Origin of the sequence: Ruoffia sp. FAM 26254, assembly GCF_045528545.1 — a bacterium.
Classification (GTDB): domain Bacteria; phylum Bacillota; class Bacilli; order Lactobacillales; family Aerococcaceae; genus Ruoffia; species Ruoffia halotolerans.
Genome location: NZ_JBGQQY010000020.1, coordinates 13,261 through 35,621 on the forward strand (window position 1 = coordinate 13,261; position 22,361 = coordinate 35,621).

The 22,361-nt window shown below is 34.8% G+C and carries 21 protein-coding genes and 1 other annotated feature; of the genes, 3 read left to right on the plus strand and 18 right to left on the minus strand.

The window, feature by feature from the left end:
* Window positions 1-10 precede the first annotated feature (10 nt).
* Genes aroA through ACEN3Z_RS06490 form a run of 5 tightly spaced genes read right to left on the minus strand, consistent with a single transcriptional unit; the run spans window position 11 to window position 3,387 of the window.
* The gene (aroA, locus tag ACEN3Z_RS06470) at window positions 11-1,318 is read right to left on the minus strand and encodes a 3-phosphoshikimate 1-carboxyvinyltransferase (RefSeq protein ID WP_407090205.1); all 1,308 of its coding nucleotides are present in this window, start codon (window positions 1,316-1,318) and stop codon (window positions 11-13) included.
* Window positions 1,311-2,519: a chorismate synthase gene (aroC, locus tag ACEN3Z_RS06475; RefSeq protein ID WP_407090206.1), complete on the minus strand. Its 1,209-nt coding sequence runs from the start codon at window positions 2,517-2,519 to the stop codon at window positions 1,311-1,313. Before aroC ends, aroA begins: the two co-directional genes overlap by 8 nt.
* 24 nt (window positions 2,520-2,543) lie before the next feature.
* Window positions 2,544-2,699, minus strand: coding sequence for a hypothetical protein (locus ACEN3Z_RS06480; RefSeq protein WP_407090207.1), 156 nt, complete (start codon window positions 2,697-2,699; stop codon window positions 2,544-2,546).
* The gene (locus tag ACEN3Z_RS06485; protein WP_407090222.1) at window positions 2,659-3,231 is read right to left on the minus strand and encodes a shikimate dehydrogenase family protein; all 573 of its coding nucleotides are present in this window, start codon (window positions 3,229-3,231) and stop codon (window positions 2,659-2,661) included. Before ACEN3Z_RS06485 ends, ACEN3Z_RS06480 begins: the two co-directional genes overlap by 41 nt.
* Before the next feature lie 6 nt (window positions 3,232-3,237).
* Complete coding sequence (locus ACEN3Z_RS06490; RefSeq protein ID WP_407090208.1) at window positions 3,238-3,387, minus strand: hypothetical protein; 150 nt, start codon at window positions 3,385-3,387, stop codon at window positions 3,238-3,240.
* 756 nt (window positions 3,388-4,143) lie between these two features.
* Here ACEN3Z_RS06490 and ACEN3Z_RS06495 point away from each other — a divergent pair.
* Complete coding sequence (locus ACEN3Z_RS06495) at window positions 4,144-5,100, plus strand: glutathione S-transferase family protein (RefSeq protein ID WP_407090209.1); 957 nt, start codon at window positions 4,144-4,146, stop codon at window positions 5,098-5,100.
* Window positions 5,101-5,156: 56 nt separating this feature from the next.
* On the opposite strand, the gene ACEN3Z_RS06500 is transcribed toward ACEN3Z_RS06495, so the two are convergent.
* The gene (locus ACEN3Z_RS06500) at window positions 5,157-6,152 is read right to left on the minus strand and encodes an ornithine cyclodeaminase family protein (RefSeq protein WP_407090210.1); all 996 of its coding nucleotides are present in this window, start codon (window positions 6,150-6,152) and stop codon (window positions 5,157-5,159) included.
* 184 nt (window positions 6,153-6,336) lie between these two features.
* On the opposite strand from ACEN3Z_RS06500, the gene ACEN3Z_RS06505 reads away from it, so the two are divergent.
* Window positions 6,337-6,486, plus strand: a complete 150-nt coding sequence (locus ACEN3Z_RS06505) for a hypothetical protein (protein WP_407090211.1) — start codon at window positions 6,337-6,339, stop codon at window positions 6,484-6,486.
* Window positions 6,487-6,554: 68 nt separating this feature from the next.
* On the opposite strand, the gene ACEN3Z_RS06510 is transcribed toward ACEN3Z_RS06505, so the two are convergent.
* From ACEN3Z_RS06510 to ACEN3Z_RS06520, 3 genes are all read right to left on the minus strand, one after another.
* On the minus strand, window positions 6,555-7,550 hold the full coding sequence (locus ACEN3Z_RS06510) for an NADPH:quinone reductase (protein ID WP_407090212.1): 996 nt from the start codon (window positions 7,548-7,550) through the stop codon (window positions 6,555-6,557).
* Window positions 7,551-7,614: 64 nt separating this feature from the next.
* Window positions 7,615-8,082 (minus strand): hypothetical protein, encoded by a 468-nt coding sequence (locus tag ACEN3Z_RS06515; RefSeq protein WP_138403447.1) that lies wholly within the window; start codon window positions 8,080-8,082, stop codon window positions 7,615-7,617.
* A 70-nt stretch (window positions 8,083-8,152) separates the two neighbouring features.
* Complete coding sequence (locus ACEN3Z_RS06520; RefSeq protein WP_407090213.1) at window positions 8,153-8,827, minus strand: uracil-DNA glycosylase; 675 nt, start codon at window positions 8,825-8,827, stop codon at window positions 8,153-8,155.
* 88 nt (window positions 8,828-8,915) lie between these two features.
* On the opposite strand from ACEN3Z_RS06520, the gene ACEN3Z_RS06525 reads away from it, so the two are divergent.
* Window positions 8,916-9,425 carry a GNAT family N-acetyltransferase gene (locus ACEN3Z_RS06525; RefSeq protein ID WP_407090214.1) on the plus strand — a complete coding sequence of 170 codons (510 nt, stop codon included), beginning with the start codon at window positions 8,916-8,918 and terminating at the stop codon, window positions 9,423-9,425.
* 10 nt (window positions 9,426-9,435) lie between these two features.
* On the opposite strand, the gene ACEN3Z_RS06530 is transcribed toward ACEN3Z_RS06525, so the two are convergent.
* From ACEN3Z_RS06530 to ACEN3Z_RS06570, 9 genes are all read right to left on the minus strand, one after another.
* Entirely contained in the window at window positions 9,436-10,032 is a 597-nt protein-coding gene (locus tag ACEN3Z_RS06530) for a hypothetical protein (protein ID WP_407090215.1), read from the minus strand.
* Between the two features lie 64 nt (window positions 10,033-10,096).
* A complete protein-coding gene (locus ACEN3Z_RS06535; RefSeq protein ID WP_407090216.1) occupies window positions 10,097-12,817 on the minus strand; it encodes a LysM peptidoglycan-binding domain-containing protein in 2,721 nt (906 codons plus the stop codon).
* A gap of 92 nt (window positions 12,818-12,909) precedes the next feature.
* Window positions 12,910-13,557 (minus strand): amino acid ABC transporter permease, encoded by a 648-nt coding sequence (locus ACEN3Z_RS06540; protein WP_407090217.1) that lies wholly within the window; start codon window positions 13,555-13,557, stop codon window positions 12,910-12,912.
* 109 nt (window positions 13,558-13,666) lie between these two features.
* Window positions 13,667-13,873 (minus strand) — a binding site (T-box leader).
* A gap of 92 nt (window positions 13,874-13,965) precedes the next feature.
* Complete coding sequence (locus ACEN3Z_RS06545; protein ID WP_407090218.1) at window positions 13,966-14,325, minus strand: thioredoxin domain-containing protein; 360 nt, start codon at window positions 14,323-14,325, stop codon at window positions 13,966-13,968.
* Window positions 14,326-14,390: 65 nt separating this feature from the next.
* Window positions 14,391-16,007, minus strand: a complete 1,617-nt coding sequence (locus ACEN3Z_RS06550; protein ID WP_407090219.1) for an LPXTG cell wall anchor domain-containing protein — start codon at window positions 16,005-16,007, stop codon at window positions 14,391-14,393.
* A 154-nt stretch (window positions 16,008-16,161) separates the two neighbouring features.
* The gene (locus ACEN3Z_RS06555) at window positions 16,162-17,340 is read right to left on the minus strand and encodes a CapA family protein (RefSeq protein WP_197104985.1); all 1,179 of its coding nucleotides are present in this window, start codon (window positions 17,338-17,340) and stop codon (window positions 16,162-16,164) included.
* A gap of 10 nt (window positions 17,341-17,350) precedes the next feature.
* A complete protein-coding gene (locus ACEN3Z_RS06560; RefSeq protein ID WP_407090223.1) occupies window positions 17,351-20,839 on the minus strand; it encodes a pyruvate carboxylase in 3,489 nt (1,162 codons plus the stop codon).
* A gap of 35 nt (window positions 20,840-20,874) precedes the next feature.
* The gene (locus ACEN3Z_RS06565) at window positions 20,875-21,498 is read right to left on the minus strand and encodes a thermonuclease family protein (RefSeq protein ID WP_407090220.1); all 624 of its coding nucleotides are present in this window, start codon (window positions 21,496-21,498) and stop codon (window positions 20,875-20,877) included.
* 159 nt (window positions 21,499-21,657) lie between these two features.
* The gene (locus tag ACEN3Z_RS06570; protein WP_407090221.1) at window positions 21,658-22,119 is read right to left on the minus strand and encodes a PTS sugar transporter subunit IIB; all 462 of its coding nucleotides are present in this window, start codon (window positions 22,117-22,119) and stop codon (window positions 21,658-21,660) included.
* Window positions 22,120-22,361 lie beyond the last annotated feature (242 nt).

Below are 22,361 nucleotides of genomic sequence, written 5' to 3' on the forward strand. Positions count from 1 at the left end.
AGTTAACACCTCAATTTTTGTCTGTTTTTTCTGTTTGAGACATACGTTCAATTTCATCAAAGAATGTTGGATAGGTGATATTCACACAATCAGCATCCTCTAATTCAATAGTTTCATTTGCAGGAATTAGAAGTCCAGCTATTTGTAGCATCATACCAATTCTGTGATCACCATAACTGTTTACTTTTGCTCCTTTTAAAGGAGTTGGACCGTGAATAATTAAGCCATCATATGTTTCTTCAATGTTTGCATTCATTTTCCTTAATTCTTTCGCTACTGCTTGAATTCGATCTGTTTCTTTAACACGAAGTTCGTGAGCATCTTTTATTATTGTCGTCCCTTGAGCTTGTGTTGCTAAAAGTGCAATAACTGGGATTTCATCAATTAATCGCGGTATGATTGATCCAGAAATATTTGTAGAGAGTAATTGACTCGTTTCAATGCTGATGTCTGCACTGTAATGATTCGGCAGTATGTTTACAATTACTTTCCCACCCATAGCTTTAACAACATCTAAAATTCCTGAACGAGTATTGTTAATCCCTACATTTTTTATTTCGATGTTACTATTTGGTAATAGTAAACCAGCGGCAATAAAGTAAGCTGCCGATGATATATCACCAGGGACATCTATATCTTGCCCAATGAGTTGTTGCCCACCCTCTAACATGATTGTCTTACCTTTTATATTAAGAGATACACCAAATTGCTCAAGCATTTCTTCGGTATGATTTCGTGTTGTTTCCTTCTCTATAATAGTGGTCACACCTTCTGATAAGAGTCCTGCTAATAATATTGCTGATTTAACTTGAGCACTTGCGACGGGCATCTCATATTTGATGTCTTTTAATTTTTCAACGGGTTCAATAATCAAAGGAGGTAAAGTCGTATTTGCAAACCCTTGTATATTTGCACCCATACTTTTTAATGGATTGATAATTCTATCCATCGGTCTTTGACTTAGGGACTCATCACCAATAAGCGTGCTTTTAAAGTTTTGACCCGCTAATAGACCACTTAATAGTCTCATCGTAGTTCCAGAATTCCCTGCATATAATGGCTTACCCGACTCTTGTAATTGTTTAATTCTTTTTCCATGAATAATCACTGTGTCTCCATCATCATCAATTTCCACGCCAAGTTGTCGCATTATTTGAAGTGTATTTAAACAATCCTCTGATCTTAAAAAACCAGTAACTTTTGTCATACCTTCAGCAATGGAGCCCATGATTATTGCTCGGTGTGAGATGGATTTATCTCCAGGAACGGACAATTGAAACTGAATATTTTTTAATGAACCTTTTAATCTTTTAGCCATGATTGCCCACTCCGTTTTGCCACATTTCTGGATTTTTACTGTATTCTCTGTAAGAATTCACTGCTTCTTTAAGTTCTATGAAACTATCGTGAGGAAATTTTTCTAAGATTGCTTGTGTTAATTCAGTTGCAATTACCGCTTGAGCTACGACGCTTGCTGCTGGAACAGCAGTCGTATCACTTCTTTCAATATTCGCTTCGTAATTTTCCTTTGTATAGATATCCACACTTTGAAGGGGTTTATATAATGTAGGAATAGGTTTTTTCACACCACGTATTACGACAGGCATACCATTTGTTATTCCGCCTTCTAAGCCACCTAAATGATTACTCAATCTGTAGAAGCCTCTCTCTGGTGTATAAGCAATCTCATCCATCACTTCACTACCGAATCGTCTTGCTATTTCAAATCCATCTCCTATTTCTACACCTCTAAATGCATTAATACTCATCATAGCTTGTGCCAGTCTACCATCTAGCTTTTTATCAAATTGTGTAAAACTACCTAAACCAATTGGCAACCCTTCTGCAACCACTTCTACAACGCCACCTAAAGTATTACCATCTCGTTTTGTTTGATCTATCTTTTGAATAACGGCCTCTTCTTGACTTGAGTCAACCATCTTAACAGGGGATTTATCTGCAACTTTTCGAATATCAGTTAGAGATAATTTTGAAATATCAGCTTGACCTTGAATATCCCCTAATTCACAAACATAGGCAACAATATCTATGTCTAATTCGTTTAATAATTGCTTTGCAACAGATCCAATTGCAACCCGCATCGCAGTTTCTCTTGCTGACGAACGTTCGAGGACATTTCTTAAATCTTCATGATGGTATTTTATTCCTCCTACAAGATCGGCATGCCCTGGACGAGGACGTAGAACTGCACGTCTTTGTCGACTTTTCGGGTCATCATTCGATTCGATACTCATTACACTTTTCCAGTTTTTATTATCACGATTCGCTACGATTAGTGTTAAGGGTGACCCTAATGTCTTTCCATATCGTACTCCAGATGTAATTTCTACTGTATCGCTTTCTATCTTCATTCGATTTCCTCGACCGTAACCCTCTTGACGTTTCGCTAATTCATGATTAATTTTCTCAACATTGATGGGTAAACCTGCAGGTAGACCTTCAATAATTGTTGTTAAACTTGGTCCGTGTGATTCTCCAGCAGTAATAAATCTTAGCATGTACATTACCAACTTTCTTTTATTTTATGAATGACGTTTAATTATATTCTGTATGGCTTCGATATTCATTTGATAACCTGTCATCAAAGTGTAATTCAATGCTGCTTGATGAACGAGCATATCAATACCTGTAATTACCTTACAGCCTCGGCGTTGTGCTTGTTGGATAAATTGAGTCATTAAGGGGTTCATAAACAATATCGCAGACGACTGTGTTGGGATTTAACCAAGTTTCATTTTCTAATACTGTTTGCATTGTATTAGGAGACATTCCGACTGAAGTCGTTTGTACTAATATATCAGCATTTGTTACGGCTATTTTTACTTCACTTGAAACAGCCGAATCGATCAGATTAATAATGATGTTCGGAAAGTCTTCTTTTAAACTAGTAATGATATTTTTTATAGCTAATGGGCGGTAAATATTTCTGGCAATAATATTGATATGTTTAATGCCTTCTAATGCCGCCTGAGCCAAGATGATTCGTGTTGTATTTCCAGAACCAAAGATTGTAACAGTTTGATTCTTCAAAAGAACATCTTGTTGTTGAACGGCATTCCAAAACCCTTTGCCATCTGTATTAAAGCCTATCCATCTTCCATTATTGGGTATCAACATATTAATGGCTTGAACATATTGGGCTGCTTGATCTAATTCATCAACGCACTGTAGTGCTTGGTATTTTCCAGGCATCGTTACATTAATACCTATCGCATTCTAACTTTTTAAGGCTTGAATGCGATCAATTGTCTCATCTTCCGATGTTTCGAAGGCTAGGTAGACTAAATTTAATTTATCCAATTCAAAACTAGTATTATAAATTAAAGTGGTAACTATGACCTCAACACCAATCGCAACATCATCCAAATCAATTAGCTTTTCAGTTAATTTGTCACATAAATCTACTTTTGTTAGAACGATTACTGGTATCGCTCAGCTATACCAAACAATACTTCAGTATCTTTCAATTTGTCGGATATTAAAGGTCATTGTTAAGTGACATACAAATATATACGGCATCGACATTTGTAGCTACCAGTTGTTCATCATTCGATGTTCCTGTTGCTAATCAAATTATCGTAGTTTTAAGTCTAAATACATGATGCATAATTACATGCCTTTCATTATCGCTCAACTTATCAATCTTAACAAAATTGGCAACAGGTGGATAATCAGATATATAATCAATGTTATATCGAAACTTTCCAGATACTTCTGGTGTAAATTCATTGTCATCTGCCATGCCTTTATATATATTTTAGTTTGTGAAGAAATTCGGCCTACAAACAATTCAGGGTATTGATTTGCTTCTGTATTTATTTCTTTGCTAATCCCTAATTTTTTATGTATTCAATGTTTTCCTCCATTAATGTGCTTCAGTGACTACCAATACTTGTGGGAGGATCCGTACAGGATTTAGTCTGTATAGTCTCCGCGGAATAAACGATTGCCATTTTAATCATAATATATTCACTCCTTTCGGTATAAACTGTATTCATTTATATATATCGGAACGATGAAGAAATTACTAGTATTTCACGCATTTTTATAAGGTGAATTTTACGTAAAATATAAAAAGCATGTTATAATCAAAGTATCGATTGAATATGAAAGGACATGATTATGGGATTATTAGTAGATGGACAATGGCAAGATAATTGGTATGACACTGAAAAAACCGGTGGTCGCTTTGTTCGTAAAGATTCACAATTTCGCAATTGGATAACAGCAGATGGAAGTGCTGGACCTACAGGTGATGGTGGTTTTAAAGCAGAAAAAGGACGTTATCATTTATATGTATCACTAGCCTGCCCTTGGGCTCACCGTACACTGATTATGCGTGCGTTAAAAGGTTTGGAGGATTTTATATCACTATCCGTTGTGAATCCGAAAATGTTAGAGAACGGATGGACATTTGAAGACGGATCTGGAGTCATTAAAGATTCAGTTAATAACGCTGACTTTTTATACGAAGTTTACAAAGCTGCAGATGATAATTATAGCGGTCGCGTGACGGTACCTGTATTGTGGGACAAACAAACGGGTAAGATTGTTAATAATGAATCTTCAGAAATATTACGTATGCTTAACTCAGCTTTTGATGACATTGGTGCTAAACCAGGTGACTACTCACCTGAAGCATTAATGGACGAAATCGATGCTATGAATGATAGAGTTTACGATAACGTAAATAATGGTGTGTATAAGTCTGGATTTGCAACTAAACAAGAAGTTTATGAAGAAGAAGTTACGAATGTGTTCAAAGTACTAGATGAACTAGAAGAACATCTAGAAAACCGTAAATATCTAGTCGGTGATCAGTTAACAGAAGCTGATATTCGTTTATTCACTACCCTAGTTCGATTTGATGCGGTTTATTATAGCCACTTCAAATGTAATTTCAAACGTATCGTGGATTATCCAAATCTATGGCGTTTTACACGTGAAATTTACAATCTTGAAGGAGTATCTGATACTGTAAATATGCAACATATTAAAGATCATTACTATATTAGTCATAAGACAATTAATCCAACAGGAATAGTTCCTAAAGGACCAGAACTAGATTTTAGCCTCTAATACACTCAAAGCCAGCCTTTTAAGGGCTGGCTTTGAGTGTATTATTTAATGTTATTTTAGATGAAGTCAAATTCCGTTCCGATATTTTGTTCAACGGCGCGACGGTGTACAACCTCCGCTACGGCAACATCTAGTGCTCCTGTACCGATAGGTATACAAATAATTTTTTCGTTAGAATAATCTTCTAGTGTCACTTTATTAGCAGCTAACTCGCCTAAGGTACAATAAATATCATCTTCAGTCACTTTACCATCTTTTGTTAGAGATTTTAACACTCCACGGTGTAAAGCTTGGTCAACACGGTCAACGATAATTTTGTCCGCTGAAAGAATAACATCTTCACTTACCTCTTCAAAAGATCCCATAGGGAAAACGATTGTTCCCGGTTTAACCATTTCTTTTGTTATAAATGGTTCTTGTGCCGGTGTGAATGTAAATAATGCTTCATTATCTGTTGCTTCTTCAGGATGGTCCGGGTCTGCAATAATAATTTCGCCTTTAACAAAAGGTTCCATATCTGCTTTAAATTGTTCTGCAGTAGAACGTCGATGATTCCAAACAACTAATCGCTCAATATCAAATAAATCAGCAATACAAATGGTGGCTGTTCTAGCTTGTAAACCTGCACCAAACATTCCTACTGTAATAGAATCCTTTATACCAAGATATTTCAATGCTACTGCTGCCTGTGAACCAGTACGCATATTTGAAATATAAGAACCTTCCATTACAGAAGTAAATGTACAAAGTTCAGGATCAATTAACGTAATAAGTGCTGTAATATATGGTAAATTCATTTCTTTTCGTTTACCTGCAAAACCACCAACCCATTTTTGTCCACCAACTTTTAACCAGTCAACATAAGCTGGCATAGCATTCATAAACCCTTCATTTTGTGGCCAATTTCCTGTTTCACCTAAATCTAAGGTAACCTTCGTTGGATTCACAATCTCACCTAAGCCAAATCCTTCGAACGTCTTATCAACTACTTCATTAATTTCAGAAACCGTGATTAAACTCCTCACTTGCTCTTCGTTTAATAATCTTGTCATATGTGCCTCCTATACATTTAATTTCATTTGTGTTAATTGAGTGGTCAAATACAAAAAAATCAGAACACTCCTTATTTTCATTTTACACTAAAAATGAAATTTTCGCTGAGAATTTTTAAAAAGTAACTCATCTGATGATATTTCTACACATCCTGATAGTCATCTGATAACAAATATGAACTAATTGATAACGTTTATAATAAAAGAAGAAGTACAAGCTCCAATTTCAGCTAAGAAACTTGATAGAGTTAAAGAAGACGCAGCTCCAAATATTCTTACAGAAACACCAGAATCTACAGAACCAGTTGCTCGCTGCAAAGACAAAGACGAATAATTAAATTTTAAACTAAAAGACTCTGCTAAGTTTTTAACATAGCAGAGTCTTATTTCTTTTAAATAATATTACGGTTTTAAGATTGATTTACCGTTTCCAGATCGTGTTAATAGATCCTCATGTACTTTTTGAACTTCCCTTAAAGGGACACTTTCTCCAATAATAGGATTAATTACACCATGTTCTAACATGGCGATAATTCCAGCAGACGCTTCTGTGTAATCCTCTTCAGTTAAGTTTGGTAGCGAAGCACCTAGAACATTAATATTTCGGCTTAAAATGAGTCTAGGAGAGATTTCAATGGTGTCCCTAGCTCCTACGACTACAATTCTTCCTTTTGTTTTGATGGCTTGTAAATCTAGTTCTAAGTTTTTATTAGCTAAGAATTCAATAATAACATCTGGGCCCACTCCATTTGTATACTCACTTAACTGATCTAAATTGTTGTCATTCAAATGATTCATCGCGTAGTCAGCCCCATTATCTAAGATGGCTTGTAAACCTTCTTCGGTGCTTGAAGTTCCAATGACGGTTGCTCCAATGGATTTAGCCATCTGAACAGCAAGCGTTCCTACACCACCAGTTGCCCCATGGATAAAGACTGTTTCACCAGCTTTTAGATTCGCTCTTTGGAATAATATATGATAGGCAGTAAACCCAGGTATGCCTAGGGCAGCACCTTGTTCAAAACTGGCATTATCAGGTAAAGGCAACACGATATCTGAATCCACAACTACCTTTTCAGCATAAGTTCCAGATTGGTTCACTTTACGGAATGTTCCAACAAACACTCTATCTCCAACTTGAAAATTAGATACATCATCGCCTATCTCTTCGATGACTCCCGCCCCATCAAAACCAGGTGTAAATGGTAGTTCTGGAATAAATAGATTATAATTCCCAGTTAAGACATAAGATTCGTTAGGATTGACACCAACGGCTTCCATTATTATTTTTACTTGATTACGATCAATTTCTGGTTCAGTTACTTCTTTATATAGTAAATTATGATAGTCTCCGAATTCTTCAACCACTACAGCACTCATCTGTTTATTCTTGTTCATTTATACCCCTCTTTATCTTTAAATCTTAATAAAAAATACTTCTAAAAAGAAGTATTTTAGTAATTTATGCTAATTTACGTAAATCTTTTAACTCATTAATCTTAACGGATGGTGCACCATTCTCACTATATAAAAATTCACGTGGTGTAATACTGTTAGACATTGCAACGATTAATCGATCACGGTATGGCTCTGGTAGTTCATCAAAAAGTAATTGTTTGTCTGTAAGGTTTAATTGCTTTCTAAGGGACTCAATCTCACCTTTTGATTTTAATTTATAAGAGCGAGTGGGAAGTTTTTCAGTGATAGTTCTTTCTTCGACTCTGTAGAAATAATTATCATCTCCATAGTTTATTTCCAATGCACCAGTATTCGTTCTTGTTTTAGTTACGTTTGAATATTTGTCTTTTTGAATTTCCCACCAGGTCTCAATACCTTTGACTGCTTCTTCTTCGGTTTGGTAACTACCATGTTCTTTGCGGATATTTTGTCTGCGATTAACCCAATAATTAGTAAATACTGTCTGATTCATAGAGTACCTCCTAGATTGTCTTGATAGCGTTATCATATGATACATATGGTATAAGGTCAAATAAATAGCCTTAAATATTATCTAATTTCCAGTAAATTGGCGTTTGTCCATCAGCCTCTAAGAGAGCATTAACTTTGGAGAATGGTTTGGATCCAAAGAAAGAATGTCTTGCCGAAAATGGACTCGGGTGTGACGACTCTATAATGAAATGTTTGTTAGTATTGATTAAATCTTTCTTTTGTTGCGCATGTCTTCCCCAAAGCAGAAAAACAACCGCATGATCTAAATCATTTAATGCTTCAATAGCATGATTAGTAACCTTTTCCCAGCCTTTATTTTTATGGGAATTGGGTGTGTGTGCTCTCACTGTCAAAACTGTATTTAACATTAAGACACCCTGTTTTGCCCATTTTTTTAAATAACCATGATTTACTGGAGGATATTTTAAATCATTTTCCAATTCTTTATAGATATTTCTTAATGAAGGCGGAATTTTAACTGTTTCTTTAACTGAAAAACTTAATCCATGTGCTTGATTTGGACCGTGATAAGGGTCCTGGCCGATGATGACGACTTTAACATCTTTGTACGGTGTCCACTCAAAGGCAGTCCAAATCTCTTCTATTGGCGGATAAACGATATGTTCTTCATACTCATCGATTAAAAATCGTTTTAAAGATTGATAAGATTCTGTGTTAGTAGCTTCTTCGATAATAGGTTGCCAATCATTTTGTATTTTTATCATTTTCTCCTCCTTAATATTATTCTATACCTTACATTAATTTACTCAATTTGTTAAACTTAAAGCATTATATAAATATAGAGGTGTACCATTGTCAAAAATAACATTTAGAAATGCAACATTAGAAGATGTAAGTCAAATTTTACAAATCTACCAACCATATATCGAGAATACAACTGTAACAATGGCCATCCAAGTGCCTACCATTGAAAATTATAAAAAAGTTATGCAAAAGATTATTGAGCAATTGGCTTTTGTAGTAGCTGAAATAGATCATGAGATAATTGGGTATGCTTTTGCTAATCACTTTCAAGAAAAGCGTCAAGCTTATAAATACACTTGTATTATCAATTTATACATCAATCCCTCCTACTATGGCACTGGTTTAGGCCAGCAATTATATGAGAACTTAGAACAGAAATTAAAACAAATTGGAATTGTTCAACTTTATTCGAATTTAACTGCAAGTAATATTGCTGGTTACCGTTTCTTACAAAAAAATGATTATACAGTAGTGGGTCAAATGCCTAAATTCGGCTATAAATTTGATGAATGGCATGACATCGTATGGATGGCAAAAACAATTCAGTCTAATACTTAAGAAAGCTCTTCTACAAACTAAATATATGTAAAAAATCTCGGGAATCATAGGTTCCGGGGATTTTTATTTTGTCTATAAGTTCAAAAGGTGTCTCTTCTTTCAAATATTTAATTACAGCCCGTTCTGGATAGTACAAGATGAGTTTTACTGGACGACGAACCAAGTTCACAGAGTACATGATATTATTTATTACATTTTTAAAAATTTTAAACGCAAACGGATTGAAAAAATAGAAAATTGAATCACTCGATTCAACAAGATAATCGTCAGCATAAGTATGTTTAATATAAATATCATTATTAGGTACTTTGAAGCGCTTTTGAAATTGTTTTTTGTTATTCTCTAATTCATCAAACGTCATTGGATGAAGTTCTATTCCTTTAACCGTAATACCAAATCGATAATGAACATAGAACAAAGCTCTCCCTGTTCCACAGCCCATATCAACGAAAACATCATCTTTTGATACAGTTAGATTATCAAATAATAGACTCAATACGTCATAATCCGTCGATTCTAAGCGATGGTAATCATAGATTGCTGCCTGCCAGTCACGTTCATTTGTCGTTTTTATATTTAATAAATTGTCCCATTCTTGGTTATTCATTTAATCACCTGAATTAAAAAACGGGCAAGAAGCCCGTTTAAATTTTTTATTTAAAATGTGTTAATTAGCGAGTTAAACCGAAGTATGCATTGATTCCGTTAACAAGCCCATTAATTAATTTCTTCTGATATGAAGGGTTAATTAATTTTCTAAATTCTGCATCATGATCTTGGAAACCTAACTCTACTAATGTAGCCGGAACGTCTGTCTTACGTGTAACGTGTAAGTTTTGCGCACGAGTTCCCATATCATTCGCTCCAGTAATCGCAACTAAGCTATTTTGGATAGCGTTTGCTAAACGTTTCCCTTCTGGAATAATGTCTGTTCCAATATGGTGATCAACTGTCTCATAGCCTTTTTCATCGATAGATTGATCGTGATATAAAGTTACGATACCATGAGCCGTATTTGGAATCGGCATTGCATTATGATGCACACTAATGTATGCATCAGGCATAATGCTATTTGGTTCTAAATGACGTTCATGTAAAGGAATTGTTTCATCGTATGTTCTTGATTCATAAACAATATATCCTTGATTACGTAAAATTGTTGATAGTTGAGAAGTGATGTTTAAGTTTAATTCTTTCTCTTCTCGATTATTCGCAGCTGAACCTGTTTCAGTTCCACCGTGACCTGCATCTAGGTATACAACATTCTTACCTTGTGGCACTTCTACAGAAGCAGATTTAGGAACATATCCTACGATACTTCCATTTGAATTTAATAATTCAATATATTTCGTTCCGCCTTTAACAAATTCACGTTTAACTGTAAATCTTTGACCAAAATAATCAACAACATCGCTAGTACGACCTGCATAAGATAAAGTGTTTCTTAATGCTTGTGTTGTACCATTTAACTTCACATCGTAGTTTACTGATACAGGAGTTACTCCAGATAGATCAGGAATTGGTTGGTTGCTAGATCCTGAGTTGTTATTATTGTTTCCACCATTATTTGAACCTGTTGGTTTTGAAACAATTAATACGTCTCCTGAATATAAGTAATTGCTCGTTAAGTTGTTCCAATCTTTTAGATTTTGAACAGTGATACCATGTGCTGATGCGATTTTGTATAAGTAATCGCCTGATTTAACCATATAAGTTTTTGCTGGTGTTGATGGTTTGTTGTTATTGTCATTATTACCATTGTTTCCTGAATTATTTCCAGAATTAGATGGTTTAGAAACAACTAAACGGTCGCCTGGGTGAATTAAGTTAGATGAAAGGTTATTCCATTCTCTTAATTGCGCTTCAGTAATGCCGTATTGATTAGCAATTTTACTTACCCACTCACCAGATTTAACCACATGAACTTTAGAAGGTTTATTTGTATTGTTATTTTCTTCTTTTTCTTCTTCTTTATCATCTGGTTTTGGAGCTGGAGTTGTTGAATTTGGTTTAGAAACAACTAACACATCACCTGAATAAATATAATTACTTGTTAATTTATTCCAGTCTTTTAAGTTTTGAACTGAAATTCCATAACGACTAGCGATTGAATATAAGTAATCGCCTGATTTAACCGTATGTGTTTTAGCAGTTGTCGTCTCTGGTTTATTACTTTCGCTGACACTTTCATTACCAGTGTTTGAATTTCCTGAATTATTAGGATTTGAAACAACTAAACGATCGCCTGGGTGGATTAAGTTAGATGATAAGTTATTCGATGATTTTAATTGTTGGTCAGTGATTCCATACTGAGCTGCAATCTTACTTACCCATTCTCCTGCTTTTACAACGTGAACTTTTTTAGTTCCAGAATTTTCATTACTGTTATTGTTATTATCGTCTGGTTTAGGTGCAGGTGTCGATGTGTTTGAACCTGGTTTTGCAACATTTAAAACATCACCAGAGTAAATATAGTTATTAGATAACTTATTCCAGTCTTTTAAGTTCTGAACAGTTACACCGAAACGACTAGCGATTGAGTATAAGTAATCGCCTGATTTAACCGTATATGTTTTTGCTGATTCTGTGTTTCCTGAATTATTAGTGTTCTCAGAGTCATTATTTGAATTCCCTGAGTTACTGTTTCCGTTATTCTTAGCAGACGCAGAAACGACTAAACGATCTCCTGGATGGATTAAGTTTGATGATAATTTATTCCAAGATTTAATTTGAGCTGCTGTCACACCATATTTTTGAGCAATTAAATTAACTGACTCTCCCGCTTTAACGATGTGAACATTTGTCGTTGAAGTGTTTCCAGTTGAATTGTTATTATCATTTTCAATTGGTGTCGGTTTTGGTGCAGGTGTTCCTGCTTTAGAAACATTCAGGACGTCACCAGAATAAATATAATTGCTAGTTAAGCCGTTCCAATCTTTAATGTTTTGTACTGATACACCATGTTTAATAGCGATTGCGTATAATGAATCACCAGATTTTACAGTATAAGTTGATCCTGTAGCCGTTGCTGTATTTGTGTTATTAGACACAACTGGTGGTGTATTTGTTTCAACTTCAGTGTTATTAGAATTTTGTGTCTCATTTGGAGGAGTAGAAATTTCTTCATTTTGTGCACTTTGACCCACTAATAAACTTTGACCTGGAAGTATAATATCGTTATTTAAACCATTAATTTCTTTAAGTTGCCCCAATGAAAGGCCATGACGGCTGGCAATTGAATATAAAGTATCGCCAGATTGAACAACATATGTTGATGAAATTTCTTGTGCTGCTACGATTGATTGTGATCCACCAATGGCAACAAGCGCTGCTAATGAAAGTGAAACAGTAATCCATTCCCCTTTACGTTTGCGCATTAATTTTCTCTCCAAAATGAACACTCCTCAGATTGTAGTAATGTATATTTCAATTGTAACATGTTTTGATTACCAAAACGACTAGATTTATTACAAATATTAATAGATTAATTATCCGCTTTAGCAAAGCGATTCTCAAGTAAATTCATAAGTTGTGAAATTGTGAATGTCATAATGAAATATAACAGTGCCGCAAATAATAACGGTGCAAAAGTTGTATACGTTGCCCCTCTAACAGTATCCGAAGCAAACATTAAGTCTTTGATTCCTAAAACAGACACAATTGACGTTTCTTTAATTAATACAGCAAACTCATTACCAATCGCTGGTAAGATGTTTTTAATCGCTTGTGGTAAAAGTACTTTTCTAAAAGCTACCCACTTAGGTAAACCAAGTGCTCTGGCTGCTTCTGTTTGACCTGTATCGATTGATTGAATACCACTACGCATGATTTCTCCCATATAAGCAGTAGAGTTAATGGTTACAGCTAATACTGCAGAGATGAAATCATCCAAATAAATATTGAACATTGGAAGTCCGAAATAAACTAAATAAACTTGAACAAGTAATGGCGTCCCACGAATAATCTCTACATAAACACGCGCAATCGTGCTAAGTATTTTGTTTGATGAAATACGCATTAAAGCTAAGGTAGCTCCGAAAGGTAATGATAAAACGACTGTAACGAATGCTAATTGTATTGTGTACCATGCTCCATTTAAAAATAGCGGGTAATATTCTTGAATAATATCCATAAGTATCTCTCCTCTTAAATTTTATAATAATGATCAAACTAATAATTAAACTGTCTGTGTGTATACAAATATACAAAAAAAGTCTCTATTTTTAATGCATAACATTAAAAATAGAGACGAAATATCCGTGGTACCACTCTGTTTAATTGACATAATCAATTCACTTACTTATAACGCGTATGCGATATTAGCTACTATAAGTTCACTAATATGTCTATTAAGTGCGGTTCAGTAAAGTGAATCTTTGTAGCCTTTCACCGTTTGCTACATCGCTTTTAGTTCACACAAACTTACTCTCTTAAATCTTCGACGACTATTTAATTTAGAATAATATTAAAAGAATGAGAATTGTTTGTCAACCTAAATTCTTATTAATACTAAGAATATTATTAGATTAATCCGATTTTATTAGGCATTAACGAACGATGCAATTTCTTCTTCGGTCATAGAACTATCACAACGGACTTTTACATCGTTTCCATCAGCAAATAGGATACCTGGAACTGTCGGTACACCGTATTTTTCACGGAAGTCTTTTAATTCATCAGTATAATCAGGATGTTCTGAATTTACAAAATTCACCTTAACTTTTTGCTCTGTACTTACTTTATGAAGTTTAGGTGCAAATTTGCGGCAATATGGACATGTGGGACGTCCGATAAATACCACAGTACCTTCTTCATTAGAAAGTAATTCATCTGCTTCAGTCGGAGAAAGCTCCGTAAAGTCTTGTACGATTTCTAAAAATACATTTTCTTCTGCTGTCATATTAATAACCTCTCTTTCATAAGTAAATAGTACCTTAAATCTGGCCTTTAAACCAATTTTATTGCTCAATCTAATTCAATATCTTGAAGTGTTTCTCTTTTTTTACGCTTTATACGAAGGGTCGTAAATAATAAAATTAAGCCAATAACTAAGATGATTATTGCGATAATTGTCATCGGTTTTCTTTCACCAGTCGAAGGTAATTCGATATTACCTTTATTTGTTTTTTCACCTTTGTTCTCTTTATTTTTATTATTCATCGAATTTGATGCACTTGGTTTAGGAAGATCTTTTATATTTGTATTACTTCGAACGTTTGAAAGCTGGTCTTTTAAAGATTCTAGATGATCATTCGGTACTACCAAGTTATCAGGGACTTCGTCTAAGGTTTCATCTAATGTTAATTCGTCATTACTTTCTGAATCTATTTCTGAAGTTGACTCTCCACTTAAGGCTTCTTCTAACGCATGTGATGAAATATCTTTTTGAACATATTCATCATAATAGCCAGACGAACTCATCGAGTTTGTAACCCACTGTTGTGAGCTATCGTCAAAAAATACTAGTTTCACTTGATATCTTTGGTGGATACTACGTACTAAATTTACGGCTTCTTCATTCGTATGCATATTCGAGTTTAGATAATTGACAAGTTCGCTTTTTATTAACTCAAAAGCCTCTGTGTTAATGCTATAAATATAATTCCATTGATTCTCTTTTAAGTTGATGACTTTTTGATAATTCTGTATAAATTCATCTTTGTTATTATTTTTTATAAATGCTCTTTGTGCATATTGAGCTAATGTTTCTATATCAATTAAACTTAACTCTTTAGCATAACTATATGTTTCATAGGCTAGATTATCTAAAACGATATTTGGTTTATCCGCTAAAGCATTTTCTAAAGCTTGTTGATCTAATTGCTCACTATATAGTCGATAAATATCTTCAAAAGCAACTTTACGATAAGCTTTAGCAACTATCTTTTCTAAATATGTATCAATTTGAACGAGATAATCATTTAAAGACGTTTGGCTATTCAGTAATATCTGGTCAGTTGATAAATATTCAGATGAATACGGATATAATTGACACTCATTGTAGGCGGCTTTTGATTGACTCGTGTTTTCTTTACTAGCGTGTAATTCATTTAGTGTAAAATTCAAATTGGAATAGTTTTGTTCTACGACATTACGATCGGCAATTAATTGGTTTAATGCAACTTGAATTTCTTGGATATAGGCTTGCCATTCCAAGACTGATTCATGACTTGCAACAAGATTTAATTGTTCTTCTTCACTTAAATATATAAACTCAGGGTCCAATTCAGATTGAAGTGCATATACCTCTTCGATAACGATGAGTAGTTGTGAATTTGCCCAATCTAGGGAGTCTACTTCCCCGCTTTCTAACAAAGCAATATAATTATTAAGCTCGTTATATTGTGCTTGAACTAACTGTAATTCCGCTTCAACTTCTTCAATTGTTCCATTTATTGATTCGGCTTCGAGACTTTCATCCGTTGGATTTTGTAATATGTTTAAACAATCTTCTAGTGAAATCGATTCATAATTAATATCCTGAGTAACAATATAAGGATCCGGCGCTTCCTGTGCGAATATTGAACCAAAAGAATTAAGTAATAAATTTAATAACGTCATTGATATGATTATTTTTTTCATAAATAACACCTCCATATATAAATACGTAAAAAAGTATCATTTCCATTATTTTATTTATTGACTTAATTAACAACTTTTCAAATTGCTATTTTAGACAACAAAAAAACAGTTAGTGAAATCGATTTGCTTTCACTAACTGTTTAAACTATCTCTATTAGTCTAAGTATTCAACTACTTCTACTTTATTAGTATAATATCGCATTCTTTGTTCTAATTCAGCATACAACTCACTGGCTTGAGCTAAGCCATATTCATCAGCATCTGCTAAAGGAACTACAGAGTATACCGGAGTCTCTGGCATACCGAAATTAAAGGTCGGCATGAATCGCATTGAATCTAAGACAACTTCACCATTACCAAGTTTATTAAATGTATATTCGGTAATACCTCCGACTTTTGTGTCAATTTCATACTGTCCAGTTAAAAAGTTCCCGTGTGAGAACATTCCTGCTTGGCTCTCATTATAATTAATAAATGGTTGTAAGACATGCGGGTGTCCGCCTAGAATAAAGTTTGCTCCAGCATCACGCGCTGTTTGCATAACTTCTAATTGCCACGTATTAGGTAAGTAATCATACTCATTTCCCATATGGAACATGACAACTGACACATCCACTTCCGTATTCAGTTGCTCAACTTCAAGTGGAATTAAATCCAAATCAATGAGTGATAATAAATATTCTTGATCTTCTGGGAGATAGTTTCCATTCGCATCATTAGCATAAGACAGAAAACCAACGGACATATCTCCTACTTCGATGATGCGAGACGTATTGTAATCTTCCCATGACTCATAACTACCTACATACATCATATCACGCTCTTGTAAGGCGTTAATTGAAGCATATGCCCCGTCTGCACCTAAATCAAGTGAATGGTTCGTTGCATTATTAACAATATCAACCCCAGCGTTTTGAAGTGCATCAATAATCTCTTCAGGTGAATTAAAAGCTGGGTATGTTGAAGGTCCAAAGACACTTCCCGCTGTGATCATCTCTAGATTCGCAGTTGTAATATCCGCATTCTCTAAATACGGTCTAACCCCATCAAACATATGATCAAAACTATAACCATCCCCAGTATCCGCATCATAATAAACCGTATCATGAACTAATACATCTCCAATAGAGCGAATTGTTACAGAATCAACCACTTCATAATCACTACTAGATCCATTCTCTTCAGAAGTGTCAACCACTTCTTCACTGCCAACTTCTTCGGACTCAGCAACCGATTCCCCCTCTTGGCTAGCCGATTGGCAGCCTAAAAGGAGAAATGTTATACCGAGAAATAAACTTATTAATTTTATGTTATTTAATCTTTTTTTCAACATTCACGCATCCTTATTCGAATTCTATCAGTAAATCTCCTGCTGTAATTTGATCTTGTTCTTTCACATAGATGCTTTTTATTACCCCAGCTTTAGGTGCTTGAATCGCATTTTCCATTTTCATTGCTTCAGTAATAATTAATACATCATTTTGTCTTACATGATCGCCTTCTTTAACATTTACCTTAAATACAGAACCAGGCATTTGTGCTCCGACATGATTCAGATTTGAACGATCTGCCTTTGGACGAGCTACTGATGATAAATCAACATTATTATCAATAATTTCTACTTGTTCAGGCATTCCATTTAGATTGAAATAAACAATACGTGTGCCATTTTCTTTAAGCGGTCCAATACTTGTTAATTCTACTAAGAGTGTTTTACCAGGTTCGATATCAACGACAATACGTTCATTTAACTTCATACCGTATAAGAAGGTTGGTGTATCAATTATATCAACTTGACCAAAATCTTCAATAAAGTTTAAATATTCTCTAAATACTTTAGGATACATTCCTAGACTCAACATTGAGTTCATATCCACATCTTTATAAAGCTTTTCATTCAATTCTTCTTCGGCTTCTTTGAAGTCGAAAGGTGCTAAGTGATTCCCTGGTCGATCGGAAATCGCTGTTTCATTTTTTAGAACTACTTTTTGTAATTCTTTATTCATACCACCCGCAGGTTGGCCAATCTCTCCTTTAAAGAAAGAAATAACAGATTGTGGGAAGTCTAACGCCTCGCCTTGCGCAATAACAGATGATTCGTCTAAATCATTTTGAACCATGAATAAAGCCATATCTCCTACAACTTTAGATGATGGTGTCACTTTTACAATATCTCCGAATAAGAAGTTCACACGGTGATACATATCTAAGACAGCGTCATAACGATCGCCTAGCCCTAAGGATTGTGCTTGCATACGTAAATTACTATATTGACCACCTGGCATTTCATAATCATAGACTTTTGTCCAAGCAGTTGTTAAATCACTTTCAAACGGCGTGTAATACTTACGTGTTTCTTTCCAATAATTTTGCATGATATCATTCGCTTCAACGTCCACGTTAATATTACGGTCAAGGCCTAGACGTGTATAGTACAAGGCATTCGCATCTGCCTGTGAATTTTGACCCGATAGAGCTGCATTAGCAGTATCCACAATATCCACCCCAGCATCAATCGCTCTTGAGTAAATAGCTACACCAGTACTTGTCGTATCATGTGTGTGTAAATGAATCGGTAGTGATACCTCTTGTTTCAATGCAGAGATAAGTTGGTAAGCTGCCTCAGGCTTTAAGACACCAGACATATCTTTAATCGCAATTGTATGAACACCAAGTGCTTCCAATTCTTTTGCCATATTTACGTAATAATTTAATGTATATAGGCTTGATCGTTGTGGGTTCAAAATATCCCCTGTATAACAGATTGTTCCTTCGACGATTTTTCCAGTCCCTAACGCTGTTTCAATTGGGAATTTTAACGCTTCTAACCAGTTTAGTGAATCAAAAATCCTAAAGACATCGATGCCCTCTTGAGCACTTGTTTTAATAAACTGTTTCACTAAATTATCTGGATAGTTCTTATAACCTACCGCATTTGAAGCACGCAATAACATTTGGAAAGGAATATCCGGAATTAATTGACGTAAGTCACGCAATCTTTGCCATGGACTTTCTTTCAAGAAGTTATAAGCGACATCAAACGTTGCTCCTCCCCACATCTCTAATGAGAAGTAGTCACGCATTGTTTCATTCATAAATGGCGCAATTTCACGCATATCTGTCGTTCTTAAGCGTGTCGTTAAAACAGATTGATGTGCATCACGAAGTGTTGTATCTGTTAGTAAAGTATTCTTAGTTCCAAGGATAGCTTTAGATACAGCTTCAGGTCCTTGTTGATCTAAAATCTGTTTAAATGACAAAGCTTTCTCGTCGTGTGGCTTTGTCCAAACATCCCCTGGTGTACTGAATGATTCACGGTGAATATTTGTACGGTGACCTTTAATTTTTGGCACTTGTCTCAATTCAAAGTGAGGTTTTTCAGTTTTTTCAATCCCTGGGAAGCCATTGACAGTGACATTCGCAATATACTTCAATAGTTTATTCCCGCGGTTTCTTGGAGGTATAAAATCGAATAATTCCTTATGCGTATCAATGAATGACACATCATATTCACCAGAGACAAATTGTGGGTGTTTAATAATGTTTTCAATGAAACGAATATTTGTTTTGAGACCCACGATACTCATCTCTTCTAAAGAGCGTCTTAAGTTAGCAATGGCGCCATCTTTGTGAATTGAATACGTTGAGATTTTAACAAGTAATGAATCATAGTAAGGGCTAATATTCGCCCCACTATAAGCGTCACCAGCATCTAAACGAACACCAATCCCACCAGGAGAACGGTAACCGATAATCTTACCAGAATCAGGTGCAAAATTATTTAAAGGATCTTCTGTCGTGACACGTGCTTGAATAGCGTAACCATTTAAACGAATGTCTTCTTGGCTTAGGAAACCAATTGCTTGATCAAATAATGATTCACCATCCGCAATTAAAATTTGTGTACGAACAATATCTAAACCAGTAACTAATTCTGTAATTGTGTGCTCAACTTGAACACGTGGATTTACTTCGATGAAATAAAATTCATTTCCTGAAACTAGGAATTCTACAGTACCGGCATTAAGATATTCGATATGATTCATTAATTGTAGTGAAGCATCTGTTAATTTTTCACGCATTTCAGGACTTAAATTAAAAGAAGGCGCCACTTCAACAACTTTTTGATGACGACGTTGAATCGAGCAATCTCTTTCATATAAATGTACGACGTTGCCATGTGTATCTCCTAAAATCTGTACTTCAATATGTTTTGGTTCATTAATGTATCTTTCAGCATACATACGGTCATCACCAAAAGAGTTTTTTGCTTCGGATTTTGCACGGTCATACGCACTCTCAATCTCGTCTTCAGACGAAACAATACGCATTCCTTTACCGCCACCACCGCTAACAGCTTTTAACATAATCGGATAACCATGTGCTTTGGCAAAAGCTTTCACGTCTTCTAATGAATTGTCATCTGTCACTGTACCTGGAATGATTGGCAATCCTGCAACGATGGCTGTTTCACGCGCACGCGTTTTATTTCCAAACATTTCTAAATGACGTAGTTCTGGACCAATAAAGATTATCCCTTCTTCCTGGCAACGTTTCGCAAACTCATAGTTCTCACTTAAGAAACCATAACCTGGATGAATGGCATCAATGTTTTTCTCTTTAGCTAAAGCAATAATACCTTCAATATCTAAATAAGCCCCCGTCGGACTTAATGTTTCGCCTACCAAATACGATTGGTCGGCTTTTTGTCTATGGAGCGATCCGATATCTTCTTTGGAATAAATCGCTACAGTTTCAATGCCTAATTCCTTACACGCACGGATAATTCGAATGGCGATTTCACCGCGGTTGACTATTAATATCTTGTTAATTTTATTCATTGACTCAACTCCAATTTATTTACTATTTAATTCCAAATATTTAATGATTCATTTTGAGCATGATCCTCAGCTTCTCTTAAAAGTTTCTCATATGAATTATTAGGCGGATTGACATATCTCACTCGAGCTAATCCTTCTTCTAATAATACTTCATTCACTAACACATCATCACTATACACATAGGCTAATATACGATTGTAATTATCTGTAGGTGGACCAACATCTAGTTCGATATATACTTGATCCGCTTCCTCAAGTAAAGTTTCATTCATTTCTTTAGCTTCCTGAGCAGATGGTGCGGGATCGTCACTGTCATAATTCATTTCTGGTGTATCGATGATTAAGTATCTAACGGGAATTTCATATCCATTCAAAGCAATTCGCATGGTATCTCCATCATTTACAGAAACAAGTTCCACTGGAATCTTTTTTAATGTCGGTAATACTTCAAAATTATCTCCATTAAATTCACTTGAAATTACTTCGGCGTCCTGATTATCAATGACCGTATTGGATGAATCAAAATTTAATAAATCAGGTGCAAAGAATATAACCAAAATAATAATGATGGTTGATAAGCCAATGCCCATTTTATTATTCCGATTCCCTAACTGCTTTAATAATCGACGTAAGAGTGATTTATTATTCAAGCAAGCCCTCCGTTCTATTAAGTTAAATATACACAAGCTATTATATCATAATTACTAGACTAGTTTACGCTCTTATTAGTAAATTTTAATCTTAAAGTGTTTAAAGTTTGATATAGCAAAAAAACCAACAAAATAATTGTTAGGGCACATAAAAATGAACTATAACAGAACGCTTTCTTCATCCGGCGTTTGGCGCACCTCTACCTTTGTTCCTTGTTCTGAAATTGATGACAACCAATTAATTTGTTGACTATTCAATGAGACTCCAGGTGCGATTGTTTTTCCTCCACCTGAAGGAGGTACACTCACTAACGTGACTAATGGGATAGAAAAGCCAAGATTCATAATAATTTTCAAATCTGCTATTGTTTCAAAGATTAATATTGGATGTTTTTCTGGATTCAATTTATTTAACATTTTTATAGCTTTACTCATACTATAGTAACGACATGTAATCCCATCCGGTACTGCCATATCTAAAAGACCTTGTTGCATTTTATTTTCTGAAAGTTTGTCATTCACGACAATAATAAGATTACTCTCGACTTCGCTACACCAAAGTTCGGCAACTTGCCCATGGAGAAAATGATCGTCAATTAGAGCCATTCTTACACTAGACATCGCATCCCTTTCCTTTCTAAATTTACATTCAGCCGATATGTTACGCCATTTAAGAAATAAGTTCAACACTTTTACTTTAACACACAAAAAAACTGTGATTCAATTTGATTAAATCAACGCCGATTGTAAAATTAAGCTAGACAACTAAAACAGCCATTTGTGGTACACTCAACTTGTAATTCCGACCAAAGAATACAAAGGAGTGACCACAAATGACCTACACCCATCTTACCACGGATGAA

Bases quoted from the DNA above. Each gene is read 5' to 3' on its own strand.
- ACEN3Z_RS06570 (WP_407090221.1), bottom strand. From the start codon at position 22,119: ATGTCTAGTGTAAGAATGGCTCTAATTGACGATCATTTTCTCCATGGG.
- ACEN3Z_RS06500 (WP_407090210.1), bottom strand. From the start codon at position 6,152: ATGACAAGATTATTAAACGAAGAGCAAGTGAGGAGTTTAATCACGGTT.
- ACEN3Z_RS06530 (WP_407090215.1), bottom strand. From the start codon at position 10,032: ATGAATAACCAAGAATGGGACAATTTATTAAATATAAAAACGACAAAT.
- ACEN3Z_RS06510 (WP_407090212.1), bottom strand. From the start codon at position 7,550: ATGAACAAGAATAAACAGATGAGTGCTGTAGTGGTTGAAGAATTCGGA.
- ACEN3Z_RS06515 (WP_138403447.1), bottom strand. From the start codon at position 8,082: ATGAATCAGACAGTATTTACTAATTATTGGGTTAATCGCAGACAAAAT.
- ACEN3Z_RS06495 (WP_407090209.1), top strand. From the start codon at position 4,144: ATGGGATTATTAGTAGATGGACAATGGCAAGATAATTGGTATGACACT.
- ACEN3Z_RS06545 (WP_407090218.1), bottom strand. From the start codon at position 14,325: ATGACAGCAGAAGAAAATGTATTTTTAGAAATCGTACAAGACTTTACG.
- aroA (WP_407090205.1), bottom strand. From the start codon at position 1,318: ATGGCTAAAAGATTAAAAGGTTCATTAAAAAATATTCAGTTTCAATTG.
- ACEN3Z_RS06520 (WP_407090213.1), bottom strand. From the start codon at position 8,827: ATGATAAAAATACAAAATGATTGGCAACCTATTATCGAAGAAGCTACT.
- ACEN3Z_RS06555 (WP_197104985.1), bottom strand. From the start codon at position 17,340: ATGTTGAAAAAAAGATTAAATAACATAAAATTAATAAGTTTATTTCTC.
- aroC (WP_407090206.1), bottom strand. From the start codon at position 2,519: ATGCTAAGATTTATTACTGCTGGAGAATCACACGGACCAAGTTTAACA.
- ACEN3Z_RS06550 (WP_407090219.1), bottom strand. From the start codon at position 16,007: ATGAAAAAAATAATCATATCAATGACGTTATTAAATTTATTACTTAAT.
- ACEN3Z_RS06480 (WP_407090207.1), bottom strand. From the start codon at position 2,699: ATGACTCAATTTATCCAACAAGCACAACGCCGAGGCTGTAAGGTAATT.
- ACEN3Z_RS06540 (WP_407090217.1), bottom strand. From the start codon at position 13,557: ATGGATATTATTCAAGAATATTACCCGCTATTTTTAAATGGAGCATGG.